General features: G+C 44.8%; 11 protein-coding genes. 9 read left to right on the top strand and 2 right to left on the bottom strand.

The window, feature by feature from the left end:
* The first annotated feature begins 12 nt into the window (after positions 1-12).
* The 5 genes from galE (at position 13) to odhB (ending at position 7,368) form a co-directional block, all read left to right on the top strand.
* Positions 13-1,041, top strand: a complete 1,029-nt coding sequence (gene galE / locus ACVBDU_RS14445) for a UDP-glucose 4-epimerase GalE (protein ID WP_447180441.1) — start codon at positions 13-15, stop codon at positions 1,039-1,041.
* Between the two features lie 215 nt (positions 1,042-1,256).
* Positions 1,257-2,531, top strand: a complete 1,275-nt coding sequence (locus ACVBDU_RS14440; protein ID WP_447180440.1) for a metal-dependent hydrolase family protein — start codon at positions 1,257-1,259, stop codon at positions 2,529-2,531.
* An 80-nt stretch (positions 2,532-2,611) separates the two neighbouring features.
* On the top strand, positions 2,612-2,962 hold the full coding sequence (locus ACVBDU_RS14435; protein WP_447180439.1) for a hypothetical protein: 351 nt from the start codon (positions 2,612-2,614) through the stop codon (positions 2,960-2,962).
* A 256-nt stretch (positions 2,963-3,218) separates the two neighbouring features.
* Positions 3,219-6,062, top strand: coding sequence for a 2-oxoglutarate dehydrogenase E1 component (locus tag ACVBDU_RS14430; RefSeq protein ID WP_447180529.1), 2,844 nt, complete (start codon positions 3,219-3,221; stop codon positions 6,060-6,062).
* A 64-nt stretch (positions 6,063-6,126) separates the two neighbouring features.
* The gene (odhB, locus tag ACVBDU_RS14425; protein WP_447180438.1) at positions 6,127-7,368 is read left to right on the top strand and encodes a 2-oxoglutarate dehydrogenase complex dihydrolipoyllysine-residue succinyltransferase; all 1,242 of its coding nucleotides are present in this window, start codon (positions 6,127-6,129) and stop codon (positions 7,366-7,368) included.
* Between the two features lie 91 nt (positions 7,369-7,459).
* On the opposite strand, the gene ACVBDU_RS14420 is transcribed toward odhB, so the two are convergent.
* Positions 7,460-7,822: an arsenate reductase family protein gene (locus tag ACVBDU_RS14420; protein WP_447180437.1), complete on the bottom strand. Its 363-nt coding sequence runs from the start codon at positions 7,820-7,822 to the stop codon at positions 7,460-7,462.
* A 409-nt stretch (positions 7,823-8,231) separates the two neighbouring features.
* On the opposite strand from ACVBDU_RS14420, the gene ACVBDU_RS14415 reads away from it, so the two are divergent.
* Complete coding sequence (locus tag ACVBDU_RS14415; RefSeq protein ID WP_447180436.1) at positions 8,232-8,699, top strand: DinB family protein; 468 nt, start codon at positions 8,232-8,234, stop codon at positions 8,697-8,699.
* Here ACVBDU_RS14415 and ACVBDU_RS14410 read toward each other — a convergent pair.
* A complete protein-coding gene (locus tag ACVBDU_RS14410; RefSeq protein WP_447180435.1) occupies positions 8,689-9,459 on the bottom strand; it encodes a PdaC/RsiV family protein in 771 nt (256 codons plus the stop codon). The two genes, ACVBDU_RS14415 and ACVBDU_RS14410, sit on opposite strands and share 11 nt — an antisense overlap.
* 260 nt (positions 9,460-9,719) lie before the next feature.
* On the opposite strand from ACVBDU_RS14410, the gene ACVBDU_RS14405 reads away from it, so the two are divergent.
* The 3 genes from ACVBDU_RS14405 (at position 9,720) to ACVBDU_RS14395 (ending at position 13,812) form a co-directional block, all read left to right on the top strand.
* Complete coding sequence (locus tag ACVBDU_RS14405; RefSeq protein WP_447180434.1) at positions 9,720-10,859, top strand: cystathionine gamma-synthase; 1,140 nt, start codon at positions 9,720-9,722, stop codon at positions 10,857-10,859.
* A gap of 112 nt (positions 10,860-10,971) precedes the next feature.
* Positions 10,972-12,315 carry an NADP-specific glutamate dehydrogenase gene (gdhA, locus tag ACVBDU_RS14400; protein ID WP_447180433.1) on the top strand — a complete coding sequence of 448 codons (1,344 nt, stop codon included), beginning with the start codon at positions 10,972-10,974 and terminating at the stop codon, positions 12,313-12,315.
* 339 nt (positions 12,316-12,654) lie between these two features.
* Positions 12,655-13,812, top strand: coding sequence for an HlyD family secretion protein (locus ACVBDU_RS14395; protein ID WP_447180432.1), 1,158 nt, complete (start codon positions 12,655-12,657; stop codon positions 13,810-13,812).
* Positions 13,813-13,823 lie beyond the last annotated feature (11 nt).

Raw genomic sequence — 13,823 nt, 5'->3', positions numbered from 1 at the left:
GTTACGTGAAAAATGGCAGAAAAAAAGAAAATACTGGTAACAGGAGGGCTTGGCTTTATTGGCTCCCACACCGTGGTGGAATTACAGAACGAAGGATTTGAGGTGGTAATCATCGATAACCTCTCCAATTCCTCTATAGAAGTGCTCGAAAGAATAACCCGTATTACGGGAAAAACCCCTCAGTTCGAAAAGATAGACCTCAGGGAAAAACCGAAAGTAAAGGAGTTTTTTGCCAAACATTCCGACGTTTCCGGGGTTATCCATTTTGCAGCATCCAAAGCTGTCGGTGAAAGTGTGGAAAAACCGCTGTTGTATTACGAGAACAATATCAATACCCTGGTCTACATATTACAGGAGCTTCGCGATAAGGGAGAGGCCTGCTTTATCTTTAGTTCTTCCTGTACCGTTTACGGACAGGCGGACGAATTACCGATCACGGAGAATGCCCCCGTTAAAAAAGCGGAATCCCCTTATGGAAATACCAAACAGATAGGAGAAGAGATCATAGCTGATACCTGTAATGTATATAAAGAATTGAAAGCCATATCTCTCCGTTATTTTAATCCCATCGGGGCACATCCTTCCGTGGAAATAGGAGAACTGCCCCTGGGAGTGCCGCAAAACCTGGTGCCTTTTATCACCCAGACGGGCGCCGGAGTGCGCGAACAATTATCTGTTTTCGGGGGAGACTATCCGACTCCCGACGGTACCGGGATACGCGATTATATTCACGTTGTAGACCTGGCAAAAGCCCATGTGGTAGCGTTACAGCGCCTGCTGAAGGGTGAGAACAAAAGCAATTACGAAGTGTATAATGTAGGTACCGGAAAAGGAAGCTCCGTGCTGGAAGTGATCGGGAGTTTTGAAAAAGTTGCCGGGGAAAAACTCAATTATAAAATAGTAGACCGCAGGCCCGGAGACATTACCGCTGCCTATGCGGATACTGCCAAAGCCAATACGGAGCTGGGATGGAAAGCAAAGTCTACTCTCGATGAGGCCATGCATTCGGCCTGGGAGTGGGAAAAGAAAATAAGAAGCTGATAAATCGGTATGAATGGGGCGGTAATTTTGAGGAAATTAAAAATTACATGCCGAAAAAACACGGCTTTGGTGCCCGGATGTTACAGAAGTTTGATTAAATTGTTGCAAGCTAACAACGAGTAAGCAGGACAGTCCGCCAGGAGGAATTTTCGATTTTTCCGGAAAACAGGACTGTTTTGTAGTTCATACGAATTAACGAACCAAATAGAACAACAATGAAAAAAATGCTTCTGTGTGCCGCGCTCTTCAGTGTAGCTTTACTCCAGGCACAAAAGACCTACCTGCATTGCGGAAAAATTCTCGATACGGAGAACGGTAAGATCCTCAACGAAAAAACGCTGGTTATTTCCGATGGTAAAATAATAGAGGTTGCAGACGGTTATACGACCCCGGAAAATACCGGAGACATCATAGATCTGTCCGGCAAAACCGTTTTACCGGGACTTGTGGATATGCATGTGCACCTGGAGCACGAAACCAATCCGAAGCGCTACATGGCGAGATATACCGAAAATGAGGCCGATGTGGCTTTTGAATCCACCTTATATGCCGAAAAAACGCTGATGGCCGGGTTTACCACGGTCAGGGATCTGGGCGGTAGTGGTATTAATACGGCATTGCGCGATGCGATAAAAAAAGGATATGTGATAGGGCCCAGAATTTTCTCCGCAGGAAAATCCATCGCCACTACCGGCGGGCATGCGGACCCTACCAATGGAAACCGCAAAGACCTTATGGGAGACCCCGGGCCTAAGGATGGTGTTGTAAATTCTCCCGAGGAAGCCCGGAAGGCAGTGCGGCAGCGTTATAAAAACGGGGCGGATGTCATAAAGATAACAGCCACCGGCGGAGTGCTGAGTGTAGCAAAAAGCGGGCATAATCCCCAGTTCTTTTTAGATGAGATTAAAGCTATTACCGAAACGGCGGCAGATTACGGTATGCTGGTAGCTGCTCATGCACATGGGGATGAAGGTATGCAGCGCGCCATTCTGGGAGGAGTAAAGACCATAGAACACGGTACATTTATGAGTGAGGAGACTATGGATATGATGAAAAAGTATGACACTTATTATGTGCCGACTATAATCGCAGGAAAAGAAGTAGCGGAAAAAGCTGAGATCGAAGGATATTTTCCCGACCTGGTAGTGCCTAAAGCCAGAGAAGTAGGGCCGAAAATACAGGGTACTTTTGCCAAAGCTTATAAGAGAGGGGTGAAAATAGCTTTCGGTACGGATGCCGGGGTGTATAAACACGGGGATAATGCGAAAGAATTCCAGTATATGGTAGAAGCGGGAATGCCCGAGGCGGAAGCCATCCGGTCGGCCACCGTTACCCCGGCCATGCTGTTGGGTATGAAAGATCAGATCGGGCAACTTAAAAAAGGGTATATTGCAGATATTATCGCAGTGAACGACGACCCTACCAAAAATATAGAAACCCTCCGGAATGTGGTTTTTGTAATGAAAGAAGGAGTGGTGTATAAAAAATAAGAGTACGGAACCGTAATAAACAGGCGGAACGGAGTGATGGCCCGCTCCGCCGTAATAATCATCATACTTAAAATAATGTTGTGGTACCAGAGGTAAAAGATATGGCGTCCCTGCTGGATTGTGCCCGGAAGGAGCAGTTATGGGAAAAGCTGGTGATGCAGTTGAATAAGGATTTTCTGTCCGCTAACATCCATATGGACCTGGAAACAACCGTTTCTCCGGAAAAACTGGTAAGGACACTGCACGAAACGGTCTTTTTGCTTATTCAGGAAAGGTTTAACGATTACCTGAACCTGCTCTATATTATAGATGTTCCCGAAAAGAAGGTGAAAAGTATACAGGCGCTGGATACGGTAGAGATATCCGGGGAAGTGTCGTTTCTTATTCTGAAGAGGGAATGGCAGAAAGTCTGGTTTAAGAACAGGGTCTGATGCTGTTCTCCGACGTTCCGTAAAAGCTTCCGGAATGCCTTCCGTTTTTCCGTTTCCGGGGCTCGGAATCTAGCGGCTGAAATAACAGGAATCCCACAAAACAAGCGGATATAGTTACTGTGGCTGTGTTTTTGTTTCGACTTGTTAAAATCTTACTAATTGTATATATAAATGTATCAAAACTTTAATACCATGTATTTGAAATATTGTATTTTTGAAAAAAAATTGTCATAACGAGACAGCTGAAAAAGATAATATGGACAAGTATTCTTTTTTGAATGCAGCGCATACAGCATTTTTTGCTGACCTATACGATCAGTATTTACAGAATCCCGACAGCGTAGAACCCAGCTGGAGGGCTTTTTTTCAAGGATTTGACTTTGGAGTGGAAAGTGCCGCTCCCGGTGACTTTGTGGCTTCCGATGGCGTCGAAGCAACCGTTTCTGAAACAACTTCTTCCGCAAGGGCTTCCGGAAAAGCGGAAGTGCCGGAAACTGTCGTGAAGGAATTCCGGGTAGTGGATCTCATTGATGCCTACCGTACGCGGGGACATTTGTTCACCAAGACCAACCCGGTGCGGGAAAGAAGACAATATGCTCCCACTCTCGAGAAGGAAAACTTCGGCCTTACGGATGCGGACATGGATATGGAGTTCAAGGCCGGTGAAATACTCGGTATTGGAACCAAGACATTGCGGGAGATTATAGACCATCTCCGGGCCATCTATTGTGATTCTATCGGGGTGGAATATATGTACATCCGCCAACCGGAAGAGGTGCAATGGATACAAAATAAACTCAACATCAACGACAACCACCCGTCTTTTTCCGCCGAAGAGAAAAAACACATTCTCAGCAGACTGAATGATGCCATATCGTTCGAAGGATTCCTGCACACCAAGTATGTGGGGCAAAAGAGGTTTTCACTAGAAGGAGGAGAATCCCTTATCCCGGCTTTGGATGCTATTGTAGACAAGGCGGCAGATCTGGGGGTGAAGCAGTTTATTATGGGGATGGCACACCGTGGCCGCCTCAACGTCCTTACCAATATCTTCGGAAAGTCCGCAAAGGACATTTTCAGCGAATTTGACGGGAAAGACTACGAGATCCCTGCTTTTGACGGGGATGTTAAATATCACCTGGGCTGGACTTCCGAACGAAAGACCAAAGCAGGTAAAGAGATACAGATGAATATCGCACCCAACCCTTCGCACCTGGAGACTGTAGGAGCGGTAGTGGAAGGGATTACACGGGCAAAACAGGACAACCATTACGAGGATGATTTCTCCAAAGTACTTCCTATTGTAGTACACGGAGATGCAGCTATTGCCGGGCAGGGAATTGTTTATGAAGTGGTGCAGATGGCCAAGCTTGAAGGTTATCAGACAGGAGGTACTATTCATATGGTAGTAAACAACCAGATAGGATTTACCACCAATTATCTCGATGCCCGTTCCTCTATTTACTGTACCGATGTCGGAAAAGTGACTTTGTCGCCCGTACTTCATGTCAACGCGGATGATGTAGAAGCGGTAGTGCATGCAGCGCTTTTCGCCCTGGATTTTCGTATGACCTTTAAAAGAGATGTCTTTATAGACCTTCTCGGATATCGTAAATATGGCCACAACGAAGGAGATGAGCCGAAATTCACACAGCCAAAACTTTATAAAGCCATTGCCAAGCATCAAAACGCAAGAGATATTTATGTGGAGAAGCTGGTTAAAGAAGGTATTATAAATAACGAGTATATAAGTGAGCTCGAATCCAGGTATAAAACACTGCTGGAAGAAGAACTGGAGGAATCCAGGAAAGAGAATACCACCCGGATCACCCCTTTTATGCAGGATGAATGGAAAGGATATGAGCTGGTAAGGGAAGACGCAATGCTGAAACCGGTAGATACCAGTTATCCCAAAGATAAACTTACCGGGATAGCGGAGGTTATCACCAGGCTCCCGGAAGATAAAAAGTTCCTCAGGAAGATAGAAAGACTTATAGGAGACAGGAACAAGATGTTCTTTGAAACCGATACCCTGGACTGGGCGATGGGAGAACTTCTCGCGTACGGGACACTTCTCGATGAAGGTTTTAATATAAGATTAAGCGGACAGGATGTGGAACGGGGGACCTTCTCGCATCGCCATGCCGTTCTTAAGGTAGAGGATAGCGAAGAGGAAGTAGTGTTGCTGAACGAACTGAATGAAAAACAAGGGAATTTCTATGTCTATAACTCATTACTTTCGGAATACGGAGTAGTGGGCTTTGATTACGGTTATGCCATGGCCAGCCCTAAAACGCTGACCATCTGGGAAGCCCAGTTCGGAGATTTCAGTAACGGCGCCCAGATTATGATTGATCAGTATATCTCTGCTGCAGAAGACAAGTGGAAAATACAGAACGGTCTGGTAATGCTGTTACCACACGGATATGAAGGACAGGGGGCGGAGCACTCCTCGGCACGTATGGAAAGATATCTGCAGCTTTGCGCTAAAGACAATATGTATGTGGCAGACTGTACTACCCCGGCCAACTTCTATCACCTGTTACGCAGGCAGATGAAAGTCAATTTCCGTAAACCTCTTGTGGTGTTTACACCTAAAAGCTTACTGCGTCATCCGAAAGCGGTTTCCAGTGTGGAAGATCTTGTGAACGGATCTTTCCAGCCGATAATTGATGATACTGTCGTAAAAGCCGGTGATGCGAAAACCCTGGTTTTCTGTACGGGTAAATTCTATTACGATCTGCTCGAAGCCCGTGAGGAAAAGGGAAGGGAGAAAGATGTGGCGCTGGTGAGACTGGAACAGTTGTTCCCGCTGCCTTCGGATGAGATAAGAAAAATTATAAGTAAATATAAGAATGCCAAAGACGTAGTGTGGGCACAGGAAGAGCCCCGGAATATGGGAGCCTGGAGCCACTTGCTGATGCATCTGGAAGAAGCCAGGGAGTTCAGGGTATGTTCCAGAAGATTTTATTCCTCTCCTGCCGCCGGAAGCGCCGTAAGGTCTAAAAAACGGCATCAGGAAATTATAGAGTACGTCTTTGACAAAAGCAAGGATAACAACATCAGGGATTACCGGGCTAAAAACAGTTACGGACATTAAAAATACCCCTTCAAAGGGCATAATAAATTAAAAATAAGAACACGACCAATAAAATTATAGAACAATGATTTTAGAAATGAAAGTTCCTTCGCCGGGGGAATCTATTACAGAAGTAGAGATAGCCGAATGGCTGGTTTCTGACGGGGATTATGTAGAGAAAGACCAGGCCATTGCGGAAGTGGATTCGGATAAAGCAACCCTGGAACTTCCTGCGGAGGCGAGTGGTATCATTACGCTCAAAGCAGAAGAAGGCGATGCGGTTGCCGTAGGCGAAGTGGTTTGTTTGATAGATACCAGCGCTGCCAAACCCGAAGGAGGTTCTGCAGACGAAAAAGAAAAACCGGAAGCGAAAGAAGAGAAAAAAGAGGCTCCGAAAGAAGAGGCAAAACCGGCAGCACAACCGGCACAGCCCGAAAAGAAAGAAACATATGCCTCGGGCACAGCTTCTCCTGCAGCTAAAAAAATATTAGAGGAAAAAGGAATTTCCGCAAATGAGGTTAAAGGAACCGGCAAAGACGGGCGTATTACCAAAGATGATGCTGTAAAATCAGTACCTTCTATGGGTACCCCCGGACCCGGAAGCAGGGGACAGGAACGCAAAAAGCTTTCCATGCTCCGTAGAAAAGTGGCAGAACGCCTGGTTTCGGGCAAGAACGAAACAGCTATGCTCACCACTTTTAACGAGGTGAACATGACACCGATCTTTAAGCTGAGAAATCAGTATAAAGAAGAATTCAAATCTAAGCACGGGGTTGGTCTCGGCTTTATGAGTTTCTTCACCAAAGCGGTAGTAAGGGCATTACAATTGTACCCGGATGTAAACTCCATGATTGACGGAGATTACAAAATAAGCTATGATTTCTGCGATATTTCCGTAGCCGTATCAGGCCCCAAAGGCCTAATGGTACCTATAGTAAGAAATGCAGAAAATCTGAGCTTCAGGGGAATCGAATCAGAGATCAAACGTCTGGCTATCCGTGCCCGTGACGGACAGATCACCGTAGATGAGATGACCGGGGGAACCTTTACCATTTCTAACGGAGGGGTATTCGGAAGTATGTTATCCACACCTATTATCAACCCGCCGCAATCCGGTATCCTGGGAATGCATAACATCATAGAGCGCCCTATTGCCGTAGACGGAAAAGTAGAAATACATCCCATGATGTATGTTGCCCTTTCCTATGATCACAGGATCATTGACGGACGGGAATCCGTAGGTTTCCTTGTGGCTATAAAAGAAGCCCTGGAGAGTCCGGAAGAACTGCTCATGGACGGAAATGTTAAAAAAGCACTGGAATTGTAATAAAAAGTAAAGGCGAAGACTTTCAAAAGCCCGGATTTCCGAAACTGTTTTTAAGCAGGCGGAAATCCGGGTTTCTTTTTTGCGTAGCGGCTTAGCCCTGCATTCCTGCAATGGTCTTTGCGGCCTCTTCGACAGTTTTTTTGCTGTTTCCCACGAAGATCTTTCCGCCGGCCAGTATTACCGGTCTTTTCAGGAAAGTATAATGTTCCAGGATAAAACGCTTATAATCCTCTTCGGTCAGTTTTTCTTCTGCCAGGTTCCTTTCCTTGTACAGTTTTGCCCTTCTGCTGAAAAGACTTTCATAAGAACCGGCCAGTTCTTTCATTTCTTCCAGCTGTTTTACCGTGATCGGTTCGGATTTTATGTCCTGTAAGACAAACGAATCCGGAAGTTGAAGTTGTTTTATAATACGTTTGCAGGTGTCGCAGGTGCTGAGGTGATATATCTTGTTCATAAAAGAATGGTTTGTGCAAAAGTAGCATAACTTTTCCGATACGAAAAAAAAGGGAATGCATGGTAAATACATCATGTGCACAGTAGTTGAGAATGTGAGAATGCGACCATGAGTTAAAGGTGTCGGGAAATGAAGGGACAGGGATTGTCAGGATGACCGGGAGACCAGGTGCCTTTCGCTGGGACCTGCAACTGTAACCTGTAACTGTAACTTGGAATTTTAAACCCTAAACGTTGCAATTATGGTTTTTTTAATGCGTTTGCCCTGGGAATATTCCTGAATCATAAGATAATTTAAACTTTTTCATCAACTTGTTTTTTTAGCTCTTTAACTTGTTTACCCGTTTACTTTTTAGCACAAACCGGAAAAAGTTTAAACGAATTCGATTAGCTTTGGAAAAAAATAAGTGATGTACGAAAAACAGCTGGATATTTTAAAAAATACCAGGAGCCTGGTACTAAGTACCATTGAAGGATTGTCCCTGGAACAGATCAATAAAATCCCCGAGGGGTTTAACAACAATATAGCGTGGAACCTGGCTCATCTTGTAGTATCGCAGCAGATATTGTGTTACAGGCTGTCCGGACTAGAGTGTAATGTTAACGAAGAAGTTATAAACAAGTACAGAAAAGGTACCGCGCCGGACCCGGAAAAACCGGTTACGGAGGAGGAGTTGCGCTATTTCCGGGAAATATTTCTGAATAATGCGGATAAGTTCAAGGAGGATTACCAAAAAGGCCTCTTTACGGAATACAATACGTACACCACAAGTATGCATGTAACCCTTACCGATATAGATGCGGCTATGGCCTATAATAACATGCATGAAGGTCTTCACCTGGGGTATATACTGGCCTTAAAACGGGCTATAAGATAGCAAGGTGTGGCTTTGCTTCCTCCAGGGGGATTTCCAGTGTTTTGCCACCTTCCGCATAGGAACTGATATCGTAGGCGTTGTAGTGAAGGATGATATTGTCTTTGGTAAAGCCGATATTTTCCGGAAGTTGGTACGTATCGTCTTCAAACCAGAATCCGGTACTGTTAATGTTGCTGCCTTCCGGAATTTTTTCCTGTTTCCGGAATTTTTTTTCGGCTATCTTTTTGAATGATTCCATATCGGTAAAGAGTTCTTTGTTGTCGTATTCCTTACCGGTTTGGGGGTCCAGGTTTAGATAAGTAAGACTGGAATATCCGTGCGCACCCCCGGTGTACATAAATGCCGAGAATGCAATACTGTGCAGTTTTTCTCCTTTAAAAAGTACTTCTCCCTGGATGTCCGCTTCATAGCCGAAGGCAAAATCCGGTTGCATTTTTTTGTCTTTAAGATATTCACTTTTGAAGTTTTCCACGGCTTTTTCTATGGATTCCTCCTTTTTGGCATCGGGGTCAATGATAAAATAGCTTATGATTTTATTGTCGATTATAGTGTTGATCTTATCGGCTATCGCCGTAGAGGCCACTGCCGTAGGGAAACTCACTTTTACTTTTGCACACGGATTTTGCTCACAATCCCCGGAATCCGTAGCGATTTTGTGAGAGGAATAGGAAAGTTCATCGCTCTTGACACAGCCTGCCAGAATGAGGAATAAGAAAACAGGTAGGGGGCCGAGTCGATAATGTTTATTTTTCACTTTCATTGTGTCCGTTAAATTTATTAAGCGTTTCAGTTCGGGTGTTATGTGTTTATATTCTGTGGTTTACGAAAAAAAAACCTTATAAAAGGATTCATTGTTCCGTGCAAGAGATAATAATAAGCTAAAGATACTTCTTTATTATGAATAGGAAAAAGTAAATACTATTTTTGTGTAACGGATACCGGCAACGGCAGATCTGTATTGTGTAGCACTACCGGTTATGCATTGCAGACATCCATAGTTTCCGGATTAAATGAGAACATATGAAGTTCAATACCAAGACCATTCACGGAGGCCAGGAACACGATAGAGCTTACGGCGCCGTAATGCCTCCCATATACCAGACATCCACCTACGCGCAAACCACTCCCGGAGGACATAAAGGATACGAATATTCCAGGACACACAACCCAACCAGGTCAGCGCTGGAAAAGGGTTTTGCCAGTCTGGAAAACGGGAAATACGGCCTGGCATTCGCCAGTGGGCTGGCAGCGATTGACGCAGTCCTGAAACTGTTAAAACCGGGAGATGAAGTTATCTCTACCAGCGATCTTTACGGAGGTACCTACAGGTTGTTTACCAGGATATATGAAGGTCTCGGCATCCGGTTCCGTTTTACGGGTATGGCAGATGCCGAAAAAATAGAAGAACTGGTATCCCCTGCTACAAAACTCATCTGGGTAGAAACACCTACCAATCCCATGATGAATATTATAGACATCGAAAAAGTTTCGGCCATAGCCCGGAAAAAAGGGTTGCTGCTTGCCGTGGACAATACTTTCGCCACGCCATACCTGCAACAACCGCTGGATCTGGGGGCAGACATTGTTATGCATTCGGCGACTAAATACCTTGGAGGGCACAGTGATGTTGTAATGGGGGCGTTGATTGTAAGAGACAAAAACCTGGCAGACAGGCTATATTTTATACAGAATGCCAGTGGGGCTGTTTGCGGCCCTATGGACAGTTTCCTGGTGCTGAGGGGGATAAAAACCCTTCATGTGAGAATGCAGCGCCATTGCGAGAACGGTAGGGATACAGCCCTTTTTCTGAAAGGGCATCCCGGGGTGGAAAAAGTGTACTGGCCGGGGCTGGAAAACCACCCGAACCACAATGTTGCGAAAAAACAGATGCGCGATTTTGGCGGCATGGTTTCTTTTGTGGTAAAGGGAAATAATGCGGAGAAGGCTATCCGCATAGTTGAAAAACTGAAAGTGTTTACCCTGGCAGAATCCCTTGGTGGTGTAGAGTCGCTTGCAGGCCATCCGGCCAGTATGACCCATGCCAGCATACCGGCAGAAGAAAGGATAAAACTGGGCATATCGGATGCGCTGATAAGGCTTAGTGTGGGAATAGAAGATGTGAGCGATCTTATAGAAGATCTGAAACAGGCACTGGGGTAATACATCGTTAATAATTTGAAAAAATAACACCTTGATTTTGACTATATCGTATATTTGCATCGATATTTTACGAATTTTCCAATTTGACTCTATTTTTTGATACAACACACTTATGAAACAAACAATTGAAGAATTTTTAGCGCTCGTGGAAGAACGAAACGGCCACGAACCGGAATTTATGCAAGCTGTAAAGGAGGTTGCAGAAACAGTGATCCCATATATAAAGAAACAGCAGATTTACAACGGAAAAAATATCTTGTTGCGAATGGTAGAGCCGGAAAGGGTTATCATGTTTCGCGTCCCCTGGGTAGATGACAAGGGGGAGATCCGGGTAAACCGCGGGTACCGTATAGAAATGAATTCTGCCATAGGTCCGTATAAAGGGGGGCTCCGTTTTCACCCTTCGGTAAACCTTAGTATTTTGAAATTCCTGGCCTTTGAGCAGGTGTTCAAAAACAGTCTCACTACGCTGCCTATGGGTGGGGGTAAAGGAGGTGCCGATTTCGATCCCAAAGGAAAGTCAGACAACGAGATCATGCGTTTTTGCCACGCGTTTATGGCGGAGCTTTTCCGTCATATTGGGCCTAATACCGATGTTCCTGCAGGAGATATAGGCGTAGGGGCAAGAGAAATAGGCTTTATGTTTGGTCAGTATAAAAAAATTAAAAACGAATTTACGGGAGTACTTACCGGGAAAGGCCTTTCCTGGGGTGGCTCCCTCATCCGCCCCGAAGCTACGGGGTACGGAACGGTTTACTTTGCAGAAAGTATGCTGAAGACCAGGGGAGAAAGCTTTAAAGGTAAAAAGGTGGTTATATCCGGTTCCGGAAATGTGGCTCAATACGCGGCAGAAAAAGCCATTGTACTCGGAGCTACCGTACTTACCCTCTCCGATTCGTCAGGGTATATTTACGATGCCGATGGTATAGACGAAGAAAAACTCGCCTATGTAATGGAGCTGAAGAATGTTAAGCGCGGAAGGATCATGGAGTATATAAGCAAATATCCCAAAGCGAGATATGTGGCAGGGAAGACTCCGTGGGGAGAAAAATGCGACATTGCACTGCCGTGCGCCACACAAAACGAGCTTAGTGATAAAGATGCGGAAATACTGGTAGAGAACGGTTGTTTCTGTGTTGCCGAAGGCGCGAATATGCCATCGACCCCGGGTGCCGTGGAAGTTTTCCATAAGAAGAAGATGCTTTTTGCTCCCGGAAAAGCTTCCAACGCCGGAGGGGTAGCTACTTCAGGGCTGGAAATGTCACAGAATGCCCTAAGAGTAGGCTGGACCCGTGAGGAAGTAGACGAAAGGCTGAAAAAGATTATGCTGGATATACACAATTCCTGTATACAATACGGTAAGCAGGAAGACGGGTATACGGATTATGTTAAAGGGGCCAATATTGCCGGGTTTGTGAAAGTAGCAGATGCTATGCTGGCACAGGGTGTGGTATAGTGTTTTTAACATTTTTGATGATGAATTCATCGATTTCAGGAGGTTGTCTTTAAAAGGCAACCTCTTTTTTTGTCCTTTCGTCACTAAGAAAGTCAGGGCAAACGGATCGTGTGAGAATGTGAGAGTGTGGGAGTGTGGGAGTGTGGGAGTGTGGGAGTGTGGGAATGAGGTAAAGGAGCTATTTTTTTTATGGAAAACGCTTCTTATATTGTTGTTTTTCAGGTATTTTTTATGTCATTTAATTCTCGCTTTGCGATGTTTTTACAGTAATTTATCGCGAAATTTGGGCGTGTTATCGATAATTTACCTATTTTTATGCTTCAAAATCTCAATGTGCTTATGGAAATTTTCCCCAAAGAAATAATAGATAGTACTGTAGAGGCTCATCATTTTAAACTCCGGAACCGCAGTAAGATAATATATGCTGTCGTTCTTTTGGCTATCATGGGATTTCTTTTGTCTCTTCCTTTTATTTACGTGGATGTATATACAACTTCCAGGGGTATTATTAAGCCTGAAGATGAGCGTACGGTGCTTACGCTGATCAATTCCGGTAAGGTGGCTTACAAAAACATGGTAAATAACCAGAGGGTGGAGGCAGGCGATACTTTACTTGTACTGAATAACGAACAGGTTAGTGACAAACTTTCACTGTACCGGCAGCAAATAGGTGAAAACAGAGCCTTTGTGCACGATCTGTCCCTGCTTGCCGGTAACAGATCCGTATCAGCGTCCCAGCTTTCTTCCGCGAAGTACAAAGCCAGTTATATGGAGTATAACCAGAAGATAAAAGAGTTGAAAATACGCCTGGAGACAACGCGGAAGGATTTCGAAAGGCATGAAAAACTTCACGCGCGTAAAGTTATTTCCAATTCCGAATACGAAGCCAAGAAGCTGGAATACGATATGGCCATGAATGACCTGGACAACTACAAGACACAACAGCGTTATCAATGGCAATCCGAACATGCGTCCCTGAGTAACACACTGAAAGAACTTGGGTCGGATTTTAACCAGTACAATTCCAATAACGAAAACCATGTATTAACAGCCCCTGTTTCCGGTACCCTGTTGAATGTAGCGGGACTGGATGTCGGCGGATATATAAATTCAGGGGTGAAGATCGGGGAGATATCTCCGGACACCAAATTGCTTATAGAATGTTATGTAGCACCTACGGATATCGGTCTGGTAAAGGAAGCGCAGTCCATAACATATCAGATAGATGCCTTTAATTACAACCAGTGGGGCTTTGCTTCCGGGCAGATAGTGAGCATAGGTAACGATATAGAAACTATTGACGAGGAATCTGCCGCATTTAAAGTAAGATGTAGTGTTAATGAGAATTACCTGCAACTGAAAAACGGCTTTAAAGGAAACCTCAAAAAAGGAATGACCCTGACAGCTAATTTTAAACTTACCGAGAGATCCTTGTTCGATCTGCTTTACGATAAGGTAGACGATTGGCTGAATCCGTCCAGAGTAAATCAGGACTAAAAAAATAATGC

Source organism: Sinomicrobium endophyticum, assembly GCF_052983315.1.
Note: the sequence above shows the minus strand (reverse complement) of the source record. Positions and strands in the feature narration are given on the sequence as shown.

Excerpts from the sequence above, each read along its gene's own strand:
- galE (WP_447180441.1), top strand. The coding sequence starts at position 13 with ATGGCAGAAAAAAAGAAAATACTGGTAACAGGAGGGCTTGGCTTTATT.
- ACVBDU_RS14440 (WP_447180440.1), top strand. The coding sequence starts at position 1,257 with ATGAAAAAAATGCTTCTGTGTGCCGCGCTCTTCAGTGTAGCTTTACTC.
- ACVBDU_RS14430 (WP_447180529.1), top strand. The coding sequence starts at position 3,219 with ATGGACAAGTATTCTTTTTTGAATGCAGCGCATACAGCATTTTTTGCT.
- odhB (WP_447180438.1), top strand. The coding sequence starts at position 6,127 with ATGATTTTAGAAATGAAAGTTCCTTCGCCGGGGGAATCTATTACAGAA.
- ACVBDU_RS14420 (WP_447180437.1), bottom strand. The coding sequence starts at position 7,822 with ATGAACAAGATATATCACCTCAGCACCTGCGACACCTGCAAACGTATT.
- ACVBDU_RS14415 (WP_447180436.1), top strand. The coding sequence starts at position 8,232 with ATGTACGAAAAACAGCTGGATATTTTAAAAAATACCAGGAGCCTGGTA.
- ACVBDU_RS14410 (WP_447180435.1), bottom strand. The coding sequence starts at position 9,459 with ATGAAAGTGAAAAATAAACATTATCGACTCGGCCCCCTACCTGTTTTC.
- ACVBDU_RS14405 (WP_447180434.1), top strand. The coding sequence starts at position 9,720 with ATGAAGTTCAATACCAAGACCATTCACGGAGGCCAGGAACACGATAGA.
- gdhA (WP_447180433.1), top strand. The coding sequence starts at position 10,972 with ATGAAACAAACAATTGAAGAATTTTTAGCGCTCGTGGAAGAACGAAAC.
- ACVBDU_RS14395 (WP_447180432.1), top strand. The coding sequence starts at position 12,655 with ATGGAAATTTTCCCCAAAGAAATAATAGATAGTACTGTAGAGGCTCAT.